Origin of the sequence: Sphingomonas sp. AP4-R1 (assembly GCF_013113735.1) — a bacterium.
Taxonomy (GTDB): domain Bacteria; phylum Pseudomonadota; class Alphaproteobacteria; order Sphingomonadales; family Sphingomonadaceae; genus Sphingomonas_I.
Window position 1 is genome coordinate 1,495,299 of record NZ_CP053346.1, and the last position, 16,152, is coordinate 1,511,450.

The window sequence follows — 16,152 nt, forward strand, 5'->3', positions numbered from 1 at the left end:
TGGCTCGCATGGCCGTGCGGCCAGATCAAGGCGCTGTCGCGGCAGCCGCGGCCATGCCGGGCTCGACCGCTGGTATGGCTTCGGCCGCGGGAACGCCGTTCGGGCCGCCTTCATGGAGCGCGAGACGCTCCATCATCTTCGATGTCTCGTCGGCGGGAGCGGCATCGCCGTCGCCGCCGAGGCCACGGATGATCCGGGCCGCCATCGCGGCGAGCGTCGCGCCTTCGGAGAGGGCCAGCAGCGGAATCGACAGGCCGAAACGCTGCTCGACCGCAAGCCGCAGCTCGACAGCCATCAGGCTGTCCATGCCGAGTTCCGCCAGCGGACGCTGCGCCTCGACCCGCTCGGGCGCGAGCTTCATGATCCGGGCGACCTCCTCGATCAGCAGGCCGGTGACGCGCTCCTTGGCCTCTTCCGGGCTGAGATCGGCCAGCAATTCCGCCAGATCGACCTCGCCCGCCTCGTCGGCGGCGGATAGCGCCATGTCGGAGAAAAGCGGCGAGGCGATCAGCGGCAGGCGGCTCTTCATCGCGCCCCAGCGGACGGTGGCGACGCCGGCGACGGGCGTGCCCGAGGCGATCAGCGCGGGGATGCGGTCCAGTGCTTCCTGCGCGGAGAGATGTGCGCCGCCGAGCTGCTTGGTCAGCATCTCGCTCACGTGCGTCTCGCGCGCAAGATAGCCGGCATCGCCGATCGGGCCCCATTGCACGGCGAGGCCGGGCAGGCCCTCGGCCTGGCGGCGCTCGGCCAAAGCCTCGATCGCGGCATTGGCGGCGACATAATTGCCCTGGCCCGGATTGCCGAGCGGGGTCGTCACCGAGGAGAAGAGCAGGAACAGATCGACCGGATCCGCGCGCGTCAGCCGGTCGAGCGCGTCGGCGCCCTTGAGCTTGGGCGCGAGCGCACGGGCGAAGCGGTCGGCGTCGAGCGCGGTGAGCAGCGCGTCGTCCATCACCACGGCGGCATGGATCACGCCGGAGATGGGCGCGAGATCGGTGCGGATCGTGGCGAGCGTCTTGGCCAGCGCGGCTTCGTCGGAAATGTCGACGGCATAGGCCTTCGCCTCGACGCCGGCGTCCGCGAATTCGGCGATGAGCGCGTCGGCGCCTTCGACGGCGGGGCCACGGCGCGAGAGCAGGGCGAGCTTGCGCGCGCCGTTGCGGGCGAGCCAGCGCGCCGCCTCGCGACCGAAGCCGTCGAGGCCACCAGTGACGATGTACGTGCCGGGGCCGGCCGCGAAGCTGGCGGCCGAGGCGATGCGCTGCGGCGCCACGGGGCCCGGGGCGAGGATGATCTTGCCGATATGGCCCGCGCTCTGCATCAGGCGGAACGCGCCCTCGGCATCGGCATAATCGAAGGTGCGGTGCGGTAGCGGACGCAGCGCGCCCTCCGCGAACAGGTCGGCAATCTCGTCGAACAATTGCGCGGCGAGCTTGGGCTGCCTCAGCGGCAGCTGATCGGCGTCGATGCCGAAATAGCTGACATTGTGACGGAAGGGTCGCAGGCCGATGCTGCTATTCTCGTAAAAGTCGCGCTTGCCCAGTTCGAGGAAGCGGCCGAACGGCTTCACGAGGCCGAGGCTGCGGCGCATCGCCTCACCGCTCAGCGAATTGAGCACGGCATCCACGCCCTCGCCATGGGTGAGGCGCATCACATCGTCGGCGAAGCTGAGCGAGCGGCTGTCCAGCACCGCCTCGACCCCGAGATTTTCGAGCAAAGCGCGCTTGGCGGGGGAGCCGGCCGTCGCGAAGACGCGGGCGCCGCGGTGGAGCGCATATTGGATCGCGGCGAGGCCGACGCCGCCGGCGCCGCCATGGACCAGGATCGTCTCGCCGGCGGAGAGGCGGGCGAGATGGCCGACCGAATAAGCGACCGTGAGGAAAGCGACGGGAACGGTGGCGGCGGCGGCGAAATCGAGGCCGGCCGGCATCCGCATCACGGCATGGGCGGCGGTGACCGTGTGGGTGGAGAGCGAGGCGGGTGCGAAGGCCATCACGCGATCGCCGGGCGCGAAGGTCGTGACGCCTTCGCCGACGGCGGTGACGATGCCGGCGCATTCGAGGCCGAGCGTGGGGCCGGCGAAGCCGTCGAGCAGGGCTTCGTCGGGCAGCAGGCCCATCGACCACATCACATCGCGGAAGTTGAGGCCGGCGGCCTTCACCTCGATCGCGACCTCGTTGGCGGCGGGCGCGGGGACGGTGGCGTCGGCCCAGCCGAGCGAATCCAGCAGGCCGGGGCGCTGGATGGCGAGGCGGAGCGGGCCGCCGTCGGTGGCGGAGGTGACGGGCAAACCGGTGCGGACGCGCGAAACGCTGCGGCCTGCGGCCGTCCAGCCGACTTCGTCTTCGTTATCAGGGGCTTGCAGCTCGGCTGCGGCGTGGGTGACGGCGTCATCCACGGGCAGATCGAGGCGGATCAGGCGCAGGCGGACATGCGCGGCCTCGTTGGCGAGGACGCGGCGCGCGCCCATCAAAGCGGCGGCCTCCGGATCGCCCTCGGCGCGGCCGGGGACGATCAGGGTGATGTCGTGCTGAACGTCGAGCGGAAGCGAGGCCAGCGAGGCGATCAGGGCCAGACGATCGGGGAGCGACGGCGCTACGGTGCCGAGAACGATCGCGATCGGGCCGGAGGCGCCTGCGACGGCGTCGAGCGGCGCGCGGGTGACGGCGTCGCCCAGCGCGGCGGCGATGCCGTCGGCGAGGGCGTCACCTTCCATCGCGAGCAAAGTGAGGGCGCGGGCCGGGGCGGGAGCCGCCGCCTCGGCATCGGAGCGCTGGGCGGCGATCAGGTCGACCGGCCAGAGGCCGCCCGCGATCAGGCGCGTCTGCAGATCGGCGAAACCGGCGCGGGCGAGCAGGCCGGCCCAGCGGCTGGCGTCGCTCGGCGGGGCGAGGAAGGGGCGCAGCAACTGCCACACGCGGTTCACGCTCGGCTCGGCCAGCAGCAGCAGGCCACCGGCGGCGAGCGGGGCGAGCAGCGCGCCGGCATTGGCACCGCCATCGTCGCCGAGGGTGAGCGCATGGAGGCCGACGACCAGATCGAAGGCGTCGGCATCCAGCGGCTCGCCCGGCGCCCAGGCGATGGCGCCAGCGCGCGGCTCGCCCGCAAGCGCTTCGGCCAGAGCGGGCAGATCGTCCGGGCCGGTGGCGGCGACGAGGCGGATGTCCGCATCGGGCAGGCGGCGGAGCAGTTCGCGCGACAGGCGGCCCCGCCGCGCACCGATTTCGAGGATGCGGAACGGGCGGCCGTGCGTGCGCCCCGCCACCGCGCGGGCGACGGCGGCGGCGAGCGCCTCGATCGCGGCTTCGCCCGAGGGCGACTGGCCGAGGAACTGATCCCAGAGCGCGGCGGGCAAAGCGGGCGCGGCGCCCGGCCCCTCGCGCAGCAGCGCCGGGAGGGTGTCGCCCGCCAGCGCCAGCAGCGCGACATCGGCCACGGCGAGCGGGGCATCATAGAGCAGGGTGCGGAGGATCGCGTCGGACGGCGGCAGATCCTGCGTCGCGAAGCTCCACGATCCGTCCCCGGCCTGCTCGGCCACGCCATCGGTGGCGAGCCAGCGCAGCAGCTGATCGAATTGCGGGCGGCTCATCGGCGAGACATGGCCGGACCGGAACAAGGCTTGGGGCAGCAGACGGCTCTGGCCGGACGGGATCAGGCCGCGCAGCGTCTCGGCCGCGATGGCCGAGGCATAAGCGTCGGCCAGCAGGCGCGCTTCCTCGACGACGGGCTCGGTGACGGGCCCCGAGACGGTGGCGACGGAGAGGGCGTCGGTTGCGGCGGGGCCGCCGGGGAGGGCGCTCGCGACCAGAGCGGGGTGGAAATATTGCTCGTCGCCGCGCAGGCCACGGCCCATCGCGACGCGCACGAACCAGCAATCGGCCAGTTCGGCGATGACGGTGCCCGCAGCGTCGACCAAGGCGACATCGGCGCGGACCGAACGCGGGCCGACGCGGGTGACGGCCAGACGCGCCGCGACCGGCACGGCGCCCTGCGGCGCCAGCAGGCGCACGCGGCCGAAGCGCCACGGCAGCACGCCCATATCCTCACCCAGCCGATCGGCGGCGAGCGCGAGCAGGCCCTGCAGCGCGCCATCGAGCAGATTGGGGGCGAGCAGATAGCCCGCGCCGAGATCCGTAGCGCCCGGAGCGGTGGGGGCGAAGCGGACGATCGCGGCATCCTGACCGGCGATGTGGATGCCATCGACGACCTGGAAGGCGGGGCCGTAATCGAGGCCGAGGCGCGAGGCGAGCGCGTAGAGTGCGGCGCCGGGCATCGGCGCGGCGGTGCCGGCGTCGCCGATCGCGGCGGTGCCGGAGGCGGCGACGGAATCGCTCTCCACCATCCGACCGGACATGTGGATCGTCCACGGATCATCCGACAGGCGCGGGCGCGAGGCGAATTCGAACTCGCCGGTGGCGGCGCCGACGCGCAGGCGCATCTCGCGCATCACGTGCGGCTCCAGCACCAGAGCGCGACCGATCTCGACCTCCAGCAGCTCCAGCGCGACGGCGGCCGGCTTGCGGGCGCGCGCGGCGGCGAGCGCCAGATCGAGCATCGCGGCGGCGGGCATCACGGCTGCGCCGCCGACCGCATGATCGGCGAGCCACGGCATCTGTTCGAGCCCGAGGTGGCGCACCCATTCCAGCGGCTGCGGGCCCACGCGCTGGCCGAGCAGGGGATGATCGTAGGGGACGGTCGCCGGATCGGTCGATTCCGGCGTGCGTGGCACCCAGAAACGCTCGCGCTGCCACGGATAACGAGGCAGGCCGCGCAGCTTCGCCTCATCCGCGAAGGCGCCCGAGAAAATGGGCGCGCGGCGGATGTCGCCGCCGGCGGCGTGGACGCGCGCGGCGATCGCGGCGATCGGATCATGCTTGGACGGGCGGCGCGCGAGCGTGGTGACGACGCGGCCCTCCTTGTCGGCGGCGCGCAGCGCGTCGTTCAGATAGGCCTGCACCACCGGATGGGGGCCGACCTCGATGAACAGGCGATAGCCGTCCGCGACCATCGCCTTGGCCGCTTCCGAGAACAGGACCGGCGCGCGCACGTTGCGCCACCAGTAACCGGCATCGAGGCGGGTGCCGTCGATGGCGGCGCCTTCGACGGTGGAATAGAAGGGCAATTCCGAGGCGCCGGGGGCGAGCGCGCCCAGATCGGCGCGGATCGCACCCTCGATCGGGTCCATCGCCGCGCTGTGGAACGCATAGTCCAGATCGAGCCGCGTGAAGCGCCAGCCGCGCTCCTTGCTCTCCTCGGCCAGACGATCGATCGCCTCGACCGGGCCGGCGACGGTGACGGCGGTGCTGCTGTTGTGCGCGGCGACCTCGATATCGTGCAGGCCGGCTTCGGCCAGCGCCTTCGCCGCGCCTTCGGCATCGAAACCGAGCACGGCCATCGCGCCGACGCCGTGGCGGGCCTGCTGGGCGCGGCTGCGCGCGGCGATCACGCGAGCGGCTCCGTCCAGATCCAGCGCGCCGCTGGCCCAGGCGGCCGCGACTTCGCCGACGCTGTGGCCCATCGCGGCCTCGGCCTCGACGCCATAATCGCGCAGCGCGATCGTGAGCGCGACCTGCACGGCGAACAGCAAGGGCTGGGCGACGTCGGTGTTGCGGAGGCGATCGGCATCGCCTTCCACCAGCGTTTCGGTGACGGACCAACCGAGATGGGGGCGGAGGGCCGCGTCGACGGTTTCCAGCGCGGCGCGGAAGGCGGCGCTGCCGGCCATCGCGTCTGCGGCCATGCCTGCCCACTGGCTGCCATTGCCCGAGAAGATCAGGGCGACCTTGCCCGAGACGGCGCTGTTGGCGATCAGGCGGGTGTGGGCGCGGCCTTCCACCTGCGCGGAAAGCGCCGCGTCCAGTTCGGCGGCGTCGGTGCCGAGCGCGGCGAGGCGGCGGCCATGCTGGGTGCGGTGGAGCGCGGCGCCGCGGAGGAGGGCGCCGAGGGCGGCGCGATCCTCCCCGGTGGCGCGGACCTGCGCGCGCCAGTCGGCGGCGAGCGCGGTGAGGGCGGCGTCGGAGCGGGCCGAGAGAAGGAGGGGCGGGAGGTCTTCGGGCACATCGCCCGAAGCTGCGTCCGCTCCGCCGGCTTCGCCCATGCCGGGGAGGAACGACGCGGATTCGAGGATGGCATGGGCGTTGGTGCCGCCGAAGCCGAACGAATTGAGGCCGACCAGGCGCGGTGCGTCGGTCGGCAGTGCCTCCACCTCATGCGCGAGGCGCAGGTTGAGATCGTCGAAGGCGATGTTCGGATTGGGCGTGTCGCTGTGGAGCGAGCGCGGGATCGCGCCGCGCTCGGCCACCAGCATCGCCTTGAGCAGGCCGGCCATGCCGCTGCCTGCTTCCAGATGGCCGATATTGGTCTTGACCGAGCCGATCGGCAGCGGGCGGCTGCGGCGCTGGCCGAGGACGGTGCCGAGCGCGCCCGCCTCGATCGGATCGCCCGCGAGCGTGCCGGTGCCGTGCGCCTCGACGTAAGAGAGCTGCTCGGGATCCACGCCGAAGCGGCCATAGACCTGCTCCAGCAGGGCCGCCTGCGCATCGCGATTGGGCAGCGACAGGCCGGTGGTGCGGCCGTCCGAATTGACGCCGGTGCCGCGGATCACCGCGCGGATCGGATCGCCCGCCGCGATCGCGTCTTCCAGCGGCTTCAGGATGACGATGCCGCCGCCTTCCGAGCGGACATAGCCGTCCGCCTGCGCGCCGAACGCATGGCAGCGGCCCTTGGGCGACAGCATCGACGCCGCGCAGAAGCCGACGAAGCTCTGCGGGGCGAGCAGCAGGCTGACGCCGCCGACCATCGCCGCCTCGATCTGGCCCGCCCGAATCGCCTCGCACGCCTGATGCAGCGCGACGAGCGACGAGGAACAGGCTGTGTCGACCGTGAAGCTCGGCCCGTGCAGATCGAACACGTAGGAGATGCGGTTCGACAGGATCGAGAGCGTGACGCCGATCATCGAATAGGGATCGGTGGTCGATACGTCGGCGACGTTGAGGTTCAGATAATCCCACGACGAGCCGCCGACGAACACGCCGACATTGCGCCCGGCGAGCTGGCCCATATCGAGCCCGGCATCCTCGATCGCCTCATAGGTCAGCTCCAGCAGCAGGCGCTGCTGGGGATCCATCTGCGTCGCTTCGCGCGGGGAAATGCCGAAAAAGGCCGGATCGAAGCCGGAAACGTCGCCCAATGTGCCGGAAGCGAAGGTGTAGGCCTTGCCGCGATGGCCCTTTTCCGGGTGGAGCAGCTGCGCCTTGTTCCAGCGATCGTCGGGCACTTCGGTCACGGCGTCGCGGCCGTCGAGCAGCAATTGCCAGAAGGAGTCCAGATCGGGCGCGCCCGGCAGGCGGCAGGCGGCTCCGACGATCGCAATCGCATCGCTCCGGCTGGCATCCTCGCCCTGGGCCGGAACAGAGAAATCGTGACGCGATCTATTCAAAATCAAGGCTCCGTCGCGGCCTTGTGGGCCGGGCTCCGCTATTAGACGTATACGCTATAGCCGAGCCTTATAATGCGGCAAGACGCAGGAAAACCAATGCTGTTGCGATGCAACATGGGCACACTCAACTGGTCGCGCGCCCAAACAACTTGAAAATCCGGCCTTGCCACCGTCTGAACAGAACGACGGCGCTGGGGCGGGGTTTCCATCCGGCGGCGAAACGCGCCAGCAATACCTCCGGCGGGCAGGGCAGCCGCGTGACCGGATCGAGATAGCGCGGATAGAGGATGAGCGTGGCGGCGGCGAGTTCGCCCAGCGTGCGGCGGCGGGTGCGGCGGGGCAGCGGCGGCCCATGATCGCGGGTCAGGCCCCAGCCGGCATAGAAGGGGCTGCCGTGGACGTGGGTTTCCAGGCCCCGCAGCAGCGCCTCGAAGCCGACGAGCGAGGTGAGGACGTGGACGGCGTCGACCCGCGCGAGGAGGGACGGGGTCGCTTCGGCGCGGACGACCTCGTCGGCCAGGCCAAGCGCGTCCGCATCGGGGATCGCGCCGACGCGGTGGCCGGCATCGACATCGGGATGGGGCTTGAAGAGGAGATAGGCGTCGGGCTCGGCGGCGCGGGCGCGGCGGAGCAGGCCGAGATTGCCGGCGACGTCTCCGCCCGCTTTCTTCACCGACAGATCATCCTCGACCTGGCCGATCACCAGCACGGTGCGGCGGGTGCGCGGCGCGGGCGGCGGCGGCGGGGCGCTGCCATATTTGCTGATGCCGTGCTTCACGATCAGCGCGGCGAGAGCCCCGGCACGTTCGACCATTTCGGATGGGATTATTGCGGTCCGCAGCAGATGCTCCAGATCGCTCTCGAGGCCGGGATCATAATAGAGGCCGCCGCGATCGACGACGATCGAGAAAGGCGGCAGCAGATTCGCGCCGAGGCCGACCGAGCGGATGAAGCCATCCTCCACGCGGACGATGGGCACGCGCGCGGCCTCGGCTTCGGCGATCAGGTCCGGCGTGACGCGCGAGGGCCAGACGGCGAGCGCGTCGCGACCGGCGGCGGGGACGCCGCTTTCCCCGTCGCTCGCGAAGGCGAGCGGGCGGTCGCGACCCGTCCACAGGAATTCCGCGATCCGGGCCTTCTTCCACCAGGCCATGCCGGCGCAGGCGCCGATCGCGCGGTTCGCATCCAGATGCGCGCGCCAGTCGGCGAGCAGAGCGACGATTTCCTCGGCGCTGGCGGCCTGGCCGGTGAAGGGATCGCGATAGGCGACATGGCCGATCAGCGCGTCGGCCAAAGCGGCGGGGGTGGGGGTGTCGCCGATCAGGTCGGCACCCGCGATCCGACCGATCAGGCGCCATTCCTCGCTCACCACCGCGAGCCCGATGCCGGGCGCGAGCAGGCTCCACGGATCGATCGCATCGGGCAGGATGCGCGCGACGGGCAGGTCCCACGCCTTGGCGCCCGCCGGCGCGCAAAGGACGACGTGCGGGCCGCCGCCGGCTTCGGCGAGCAGGTGGCGGGCCTCCGCCTCGGTCGTCGCCTGCAGCACGAGCGTGCCGGGCGGGAGCGGATCGGCGGGAGGGCGCCAGAAGTCGCCGCCGACGCGGGCGGCGCGGACGGCCGCGATCAGCCGGTCCGCCCGCTCGGGATCGGGCGCGGCGGCGGACGGGGCGACGCGGCGGCTGACGGCCGCCACCTCCGACGTCACCCAGGGAAAAGGCGGGGAGCGCAGCAGCGGTGCGCGCGCGCCGCTCATTCGTCGGTCGGGCGTTTGCGGCCGACATCGGCCCAAGGCTGCGGGGTCCAGCGGGCGAGCAGGGTCATGGCGCGCCAGTAGAGCGGCACGCGCCGCTCGGCGATGCCGGGCAGGCTGAGCGGATCGAACCCCGTCCACGGCAGGAACGGGTTGCGCCGGCCATAAGCCCAGATCTCGACGCGCGTGGACGGGCGCACCGAGGGGCCGCGCGCGTGGAAGCCGTTGGTGTCGGCCACGACCAGGGTGTTGGCGGGCACCGCGAAGGCGCGGGGCGGGGGCAGGCCGAGGGCGGGCAGTTCGCTCGCCGCGATACGGAGCGAGCCGCGCGCGGAGAGATGATCGAGGTCGCCGGTGGAGGCGCGCACGCTGCGCTCCTGCTCCCAGGCGAGGCGTGCGGGCGTCGTGCGGTGCGAGCCGGGGACATAGGTGAAGGGGCCTTCGTCCTCGGCCACGTCGGTGAGGAAATACCAGGCCTTCACCGTCGCGTGGAAGGTGTCGGCGTGGAGCGCCTCCTGCGGATCGGGCGGCGCATCGTAACGGTGCGAGAGGATCGACTGGATATAGACGAGCGGCTCGCTGTTGAAGCTGCCGACATAGCGGATCAGCCCGCGCCAGCGTTTGTCCCTGAACAGCGCGGCGAGGGCGGGGATCGCGGCGAGCGCCTTGGGGCCGAGCGCGATGCGGCGCGTGATCGTATCGCCCTGAACGACCTCGCGCGCTGGCAACGAGGCGGCCATCGCCTGATCGCGGAGCGCGGCGAACTGCTCGGGCGGCAGGAAATCGGGGATCAGGACGAAGCCGTCGCGATCGAAGGCGGCGGCGAGATCGGCGGGAACCAGCCGGGCGAGCCTGCGCCGGCGCGCCGCTGCCAGCCATGCGGCGAGCCTGACGCGCGCGGCATGGAGGCCGCGCCGGTTGAGATCGGGCGAGCCGATCAGCGGATTGTCGCGAAAGGATTTGGCGTCGGTCGCCAGCTGCAGGGCCCACCATGGGAGAAGAAGGCGGCGGATCGCAGACATGGTCGGGGCTCTCGCCTGCGCTTCGCGCGGCGGGGGCGCGCGGTCAACCGTTTGTTACTTTGTTTGTCGTCTATGCGGCGCTAAGCGGTGATTCTGGCGGAAGGGGGCAAGATGCCGGTCAAGCTGATCAAGCCGAAGCGCTTCGGAGACGAGCGCGGATGGTTCGTCGAAACCTACAATGCCGCCCGCTACGCCGATCTCGGAATCGGCGCGACGTTCGTGCAGGACAATCATTCCATGTCGGCCGAGGTGGGCACGCTGCGCGGCCTTCATTTCCAGGCATCGCCGCATGGGCAGGACAAGCTGATCCGGTGCGTGCACGGGCGGATCTGGGACGTCGCCGTCGATATCCGCAAGGGATCACCGACGTGGGGCCGGTGGATCGGCACCGAACTGTCCGCCGAGAATGGCTGGCAGTTGTTCGTGCCGATCGGCTTCGCGCACGGCTTCGTCACGCTCGAGCCCGATACCGAAGTCGAATATAAATGCAGCAATCTCTACGCGCCCGGCGCCGAGGGCGGCGTGATCTGGAACGATCCGGCCATCGCCCTGCCCTGGCCGCTTGCGGGCGACCCGGTCCTGTCCGCCAAGGACAAGATCCTGCCGACCCTGGCCGATCTCGACAGCCCCTTCGATTATGATGGCGTACCTCTGGAGCCGATCGACGCATGACCGACGCCCCCACTTCGCTTCGCATCCTCGTGACCGGAGGCGCCGGCTTCATCGGCTCCGCGCTGGTGCGCCACCTCATCCGCGACACCGCGCATGAGGTGTTGAACGTCGACAAGCTTACCTATGCCGGCAATCTCGCCAGCCTGGAGCCGATCGCGAACAGCCCGCGCTACCGCTTCGTGCAGGGCGACATCTGCGATCAGGCGGCGATGGCGGCGGCGATCGCCGAATTCCGCCCGCAGGTGATCACGCATCTGGCGGCCGAAAGCCATGTGGACCGCTCGATCGACGGACCGGCCGAGTTCATCCAGACCAATATCGTCGGCACCTTCTCGATGCTGTCGGCCGCGCTGGATTATTGGAAGGGGCTGGACGAGGCGGAGAAGGCGGTGTTCCGCTTCCACCATATCTCGACCGACGAGGTGTTCGGCACGCTGGCCGACGACGGCTATTTCACCGAAGAGACGCCTTACGATCCGCACTCGCCTTATTCGGCGTCCAAGGCCTCGTCGGACCATCTCGTCCGCGCCTGGCACGACACGTACGGGCTGCCGGTGATCGTCACCAACTGCTCGAACAATTACGGGCCCTATCATTATCCCGAGAAGCTGATCCCGCTCGTCATTCTGAAGGCGCTCGCGGGCGAAACCCTGCCGGTTTACGGCAAGGGCCTGAACGTGCGCGACTGGCTGTTCGTCGAGGACCATGCCCGCGCGCTGACCACGGTGTTCGAAAAGGGCGTGATCGGCCAGAGCTACATCATCGGCGGCCGCGCGGAGAAGACGAACATCGATGTGGTGAAGCGCATCTGCGCCACGCTCGACGAGGTCCGCCCGCGCGCCGACGGCAAGAAATATGAGGAGCAGATCGGCTATGTCACCGATCGGCCGGGCCATGATCATCGCTATGCGATCGATCCTTCCAAGCTGGAGCGCGAGCTGGGCTGGAAGGCGCAGGAAAGCTTCGACAGCGGGATCGCGCGCACGGTGAACTGGTATCTCGACAACGAAGCCTGGTGGCGTCCGCTCGTCGAGAAGGATGCCTCGAAGCGCCTCGGTCTGAAGGGATGAGCCGCGCCGTCCTCGTCACGGGCGGATCGGGGCAGGTCGGTACGGCGCTGCGGCAGGTGGCGGGCGATCGGTTCGATCTGGTGATGCCGTCGCGGAGCGAACTGGACCTGTCCGATCCCGCCTCGATCGAGGCGATGCTGGCGAGCCGCGACTGGGCGGCCGTCGTCAGCAGCGGTGCCTATACGGCGGTGGACAAGGCCGAGAGCGACGTCGTCGCGGCGTGGCGCGCCAATGCGATCGGCCCGGCCGCGCTGGCGGCAGGCACGGCGGCGCGCGCCATTCCGATCGTCCATCTCTCGACAGATTATGTGTTCGATGGATCGCGGGACGGCTTCTACGCCGAGGGCGATCCGGTCGCGCCGATCGGCGTCTATGGCGCGTCGAAGGAGGGTGGCGAGCAGGCGATCCGCAGCGCCAATCCGGCCCATGTGATCCTGCGGACGGCGTGGGTGGTGAGCCCGTTCGGCGCCAATTTCATCAAGACGATGTTGCGCGTGGGCGCCGAGCGCCCGGAACTGCGCGTGGTGGCGGACCAGCATGGCTGCCCTACGTCGGCGCTGGATATTGCGGATGCCGTGGCGACGATCCTCGATCGCCTGCTGACGGACGATCGGGCGCCCACAGGCACCTATCATTTCGTCAATGCGGGCGAGGCGAGTTGGCATGGCCTGGCGGAGGCGGTGTTCGCGCGCGCCGCGACGCGGGGCGGCCCCAGCCCCCAAGTTTCGGCGATCACGACGGCGGACTATCCGACGCCGGCGCGGCGCCCGGCCAATTCGCGGCTGGCGACGGGCAAGATCACCCGGGATTACGGAATCGCACCCCGTCCGTGGCGCGAGGCGATCGACGAGATCGTGGACATATTGCTTGCAGAGAAGGTGACGGCATGAAGGGTATCATTTTGGCGGGCGGCAGCGGCACGCGCCTCCACCCGGCGACCCTGGCTGTGAACAAGCAGCTGCTGCCGATCTACGACAAGCCGATGATCTATTATCCGATGTCGGTGCTGATGCTGGCAGGCATGCGCGAGATCCTCATCATCTCGTCGCCCGAATATCTCGACAATTATCGCCGCCTGTTCGGCAGCGGCGAGCAATTCGGCCTCCGGATCGAATATGCGCTGCAGCCGAAGCCGGAAGGGCTGGCGCAGGCGTTCACGATCGGCGCGCCGTTCGTCGACGGGGGCAAGGCGGCGCTCGTACTGGGCGACAATATCTTCTTCGGCGCGGGGCTGGGCCAGCGCCTGCGGCGTGTCGCGTCGCGCGAGACGGGGGCCACTGTCTTCTCGTATCGCGTCGAGAATCCGAAGGCTTATGGCGTCGTCGAGCTGGATGCCGAGGGCCGGGCGCTGTCGATCGAGGAAAAGCCCGAAAAGCCGAAATCGCATCATGCGGTGACGGGTCTGTACTTCTATGACGAGCGCGTCTGCGATCTGGCCGCCACGATCAAGCCGAGCGCGCGTGGGGAACTGGAGATCACCGATCTCAACCGGCTCTACATGGAAATGGGCGACCTCTATGTGGAGCCGCTGACGCGCGGCGATGCGTGGCTGGATACCGGCACGCATGACAGCCTGCTGGAGGCGTCCGAGTTCGTCCGCACCGTCCAGCACCGGCAGGGGCTGCAGATCGCGTGTCTGGAGGAAATCGCGTTCGAGGCGGGCTTCATCGATGTCGCGCAGTTGCGCCGCCACGGCGAAACCTATGCGAAGACCGGCTATGGCCGCTATCTCCTCGCGCTGGCGGACGAGCGCTCCTAGGCTCCTGCCCGGTAATGCGCGTTCGCCGCGCATTGCCAAGTCGATCCGATCGCGCGGCGCCGGCTCGCCTTGCTCCGCCCGCCGCTGTGGGCGGAGCGTAACAACCCTTTACGATTGCCTTGTTGTGGATCGGGGGCGCACTCCGTATCGATGATCCCGTCATTCGGGAATTCGTCCATGTCCACGCAGTCTTTCTCCGGCGATATTCGTTTTCAGCCATTCTTTCTGAATTTCGCTGATCTGAATATGCCGGGTGATTCCGAGAAATGGCGGCGGACCGATCGTGTTATTTTCTGCACGGTCAGCGCCATTGCGTGCTGGATGATCTTTGCTCGTCTTGCCGGGCTGGTGATCGGCGGCTGATCAAAATGACGGATGTTCGCGGCTATTCGGGCCGCGAATGATTTCAACGCGTCCGCAGTGCGGGCGTGCGTGACGATGTGCGTGCGATGGGGGATCGAGTGGTGATTCAGGATCGAAACGAGGATGCGTTTGATGGCGCCTTTTCGCCTTCCGCCGCAGCCCTGCTTCGCGCCAGCGGATCGAGCGACGATTATGCGAACGAGCCGAGTTGGGCTAATGCCGACAAGGCGAAATCCCTGAGGAGGCTCACGGCCTATCCTATGCGTATCGGTGTGCTGGAAGATGATACCGCTCTGGCCGAGCATGTGCTGGCCACGCTGCAGACCGCGGGCCATGCCGTGCAATGTTTCGCCGACGGCAAGGCGATGCTCGCCCGCCTGAAGCGCGAGACGTTCGACATGCTGGTGCTCGACTGGAACGTGCCGGAGGTGGCCGGGATCGACGTGCTGCGCTGGGCGCGTGCGCATCTGGACGGCCCGATGCCGATCCTGTTCCTCACCAGCCGCGTCGACGAAGCCGATATCGTGCAGGCGCTGGATGCCGGTGCCGACGATTATGTCGCCAAGCCCGTGCGCGGTGGCGAGCTGATCGCGCGCGTCAATGCGCTGCTGCGCCGCTCCTATCCGGCGCCAGCCAAGGATATCGAGCGGTTCGACAATCATGTGTTCGATCATCGCCTGGGATCGGTTTCGATCGGGCCCGACCAGATCCCGCTGACGCCGAAGGAATTCGAACTCGGCCTGCTGCTGTTCCGCAATCTCGATCGCGCCATGTCCCGCTCCTACATGATGGATGCGGTGTGGGGGCACGATCCCGATCTGATGACGCGCACGCTGGACGTGCACGTGTCGCGGGTGCGCGAGAAACTGCGGCTGCGCCCGGCGCTCGGTTACAAGCTGGTGCCAGTCTACAGTTATGGCTATCGGCTCGAGAAGATCGATCCCACGGCCGGAGAAACTTGGTGAAATTGACGCCGGCGCTCGCACTGCTTCTCGCTGTTGCAACGCCGGCTTTCGCGCAGGCTCCTCAGCCTTACGAGGCTGGATCCGGCGCGCCCTTCGCCTATCGCACACGGCCCGGCGACACGCTGCCGAAGATCGCCGCCGTCTATCTCACCAGTCCCGACGCGGCGGCGCAGGTGCAGCGCGCCAACAATATCGCCAATCCGATGCGCCTTGCGCCGGGCACGACGCTGCAGATCCCGGCGGCCCTGCTGAAGACCGAGGTGCAGGGTGCCCGCATCATCGCCTTTCGCGGCAACGTGACGATCGGGCAGCAGGGCCCGGCGCGCCTCGGCATGCTGGTGGGCGAGGGGATCCGCATCGCGACCGGCGCGAACAGTTCGGTCGCCTTCCAGTTGAGCGACGGCACCGCCGTCACCCTGCCGTCGCTGAGCACGGTCCGGATCGTGCGCCTCCGCAAGGTGCTGATCTCCAATCGCGTGCAGCGCGTGCTGGCGCTGGAGGCGGGCCGCAGCGAGGCGCAGGTGACGCCCAGCAAGGACGGCAGCACCTCGTTCGAGATCCGCACGCCGGTTTCTGTGGCGGCGGTGCGCGGCACCGATTTCCGCGTATCCTATGCCGACGATCAGAAAGCCGGGACGGCCGAAGTGCTGAAGGGCGCGGTCGGCGTCGAGGGCAAGGATGGCGGGATCGGGCTGGATGCGGGCTATGGCGCGCGATCGGACGATCAATCGACCGGTAAGCCGATCGCCCTGCTGCCGCCGCCCGAAATCCTGAGCCCCGTGGGCCACCAGCGCGACGGCACGCTGATCTTCTCGTTCCAGCCGATGGACGCCGCGCTGGCCTATCGCCTCGTGGTGGCGGCCGATGCCGATTTCCGGGATCTCCGCAGCGAAGTCACCAGCAAGGCGCCGAAAGCGACCGTGTCGTCGCTGCCCAACGGCACTTATTATATCCGTGCCTCCGCGATCGACGTGAACGGGCTGGAAGGACTGCCGCAGGACATTCCCTACGATCACCACATCGCCATTCCGGGCGATCTGGGCAACGGCGCTCCCAAGACCGGCGCCAAGACCGGCGATTGATCGCGCCGCCTGTTTGCCTCTCCGAATC

At 69.5% G+C, this 16,152-nt stretch carries 10 protein-coding genes; 7 read left to right on the top strand and 3 right to left on the bottom strand.

Annotated features, from left to right (window positions below; genetic code table 11):
- Positions 1-25: 25 nt before the first annotated feature.
- The 3 genes from HL653_RS07350 to HL653_RS07360 all read right to left on the bottom strand — a co-directional run bounded on the left by HL653_RS07350 (position 26) and on the right by HL653_RS07360 (position 10,213).
- Positions 26-7,438, bottom strand: a complete 7,413-nt coding sequence (locus tag HL653_RS07350; protein ID WP_171743944.1) for a type I polyketide synthase — start codon at positions 7,436-7,438, stop codon at positions 26-28.
- A 124-nt stretch (positions 7,439-7,562) separates the two neighbouring features.
- Complete coding sequence (locus HL653_RS07355) at positions 7,563-9,194, bottom strand: beta-3-deoxy-D-manno-oct-2-ulosonic acid transferase (protein ID WP_171743945.1); 1,632 nt, start codon at positions 9,192-9,194, stop codon at positions 7,563-7,565.
- Positions 9,191-10,213 (bottom strand): phytanoyl-CoA dioxygenase family protein, encoded by a 1,023-nt coding sequence (locus HL653_RS07360; RefSeq protein WP_171743946.1) that lies wholly within the window; start codon positions 10,211-10,213, stop codon positions 9,191-9,193. Before HL653_RS07360 ends, HL653_RS07355 begins: the two co-directional genes overlap by 4 nt.
- Before the next feature lie 111 nt (positions 10,214-10,324).
- Between HL653_RS07360 and rfbC the strand changes: the two genes are divergently transcribed.
- The 7 genes from rfbC (at position 10,325) to HL653_RS07395 (ending at position 16,124) form a co-directional block, all read left to right on the top strand.
- On the top strand, positions 10,325-10,885 hold the full coding sequence (rfbC, locus tag HL653_RS07365) for a dTDP-4-dehydrorhamnose 3,5-epimerase (protein ID WP_171743947.1): 561 nt from the start codon (positions 10,325-10,327) through the stop codon (positions 10,883-10,885).
- Entirely contained in the window at positions 10,882-11,955 is a 1,074-nt protein-coding gene (gene rfbB, locus HL653_RS07370; protein WP_171743948.1) for a dTDP-glucose 4,6-dehydratase, read from the top strand. Before rfbC ends, rfbB begins: the two co-directional genes overlap by 4 nt.
- Complete coding sequence (rfbD, locus tag HL653_RS07375) at positions 11,952-12,845, top strand: dTDP-4-dehydrorhamnose reductase (protein ID WP_171743949.1); 894 nt, start codon at positions 11,952-11,954, stop codon at positions 12,843-12,845. Before rfbB ends, rfbD begins: the two co-directional genes overlap by 4 nt.
- On the top strand, positions 12,842-13,714 hold the full coding sequence (gene rfbA, locus HL653_RS07380) for a glucose-1-phosphate thymidylyltransferase RfbA (RefSeq protein ID WP_171743950.1): 873 nt from the start codon (positions 12,842-12,844) through the stop codon (positions 13,712-13,714). The genes rfbD and rfbA overlap by 4 nt, the downstream gene beginning before the upstream one ends.
- A gap of 177 nt (positions 13,715-13,891) precedes the next feature.
- A complete protein-coding gene (locus tag HL653_RS07385) occupies positions 13,892-14,077 on the top strand; it encodes a hypothetical protein (RefSeq protein WP_171743951.1) in 186 nt (61 codons plus the stop codon).
- Between the two features lie 101 nt (positions 14,078-14,178).
- Positions 14,179-15,042, top strand: a complete 864-nt coding sequence (locus tag HL653_RS07390; RefSeq protein WP_253717680.1) for a response regulator transcription factor — start codon at positions 14,179-14,181, stop codon at positions 15,040-15,042.
- Positions 15,039-16,124: a FecR domain-containing protein gene (locus tag HL653_RS07395; protein WP_171743952.1), complete on the top strand. Its 1,086-nt coding sequence runs from the start codon at positions 15,039-15,041 to the stop codon at positions 16,122-16,124. The genes HL653_RS07390 and HL653_RS07395 overlap by 4 nt, the downstream gene beginning before the upstream one ends.
- Positions 16,125-16,152: the final 28 nt, after the last annotated feature.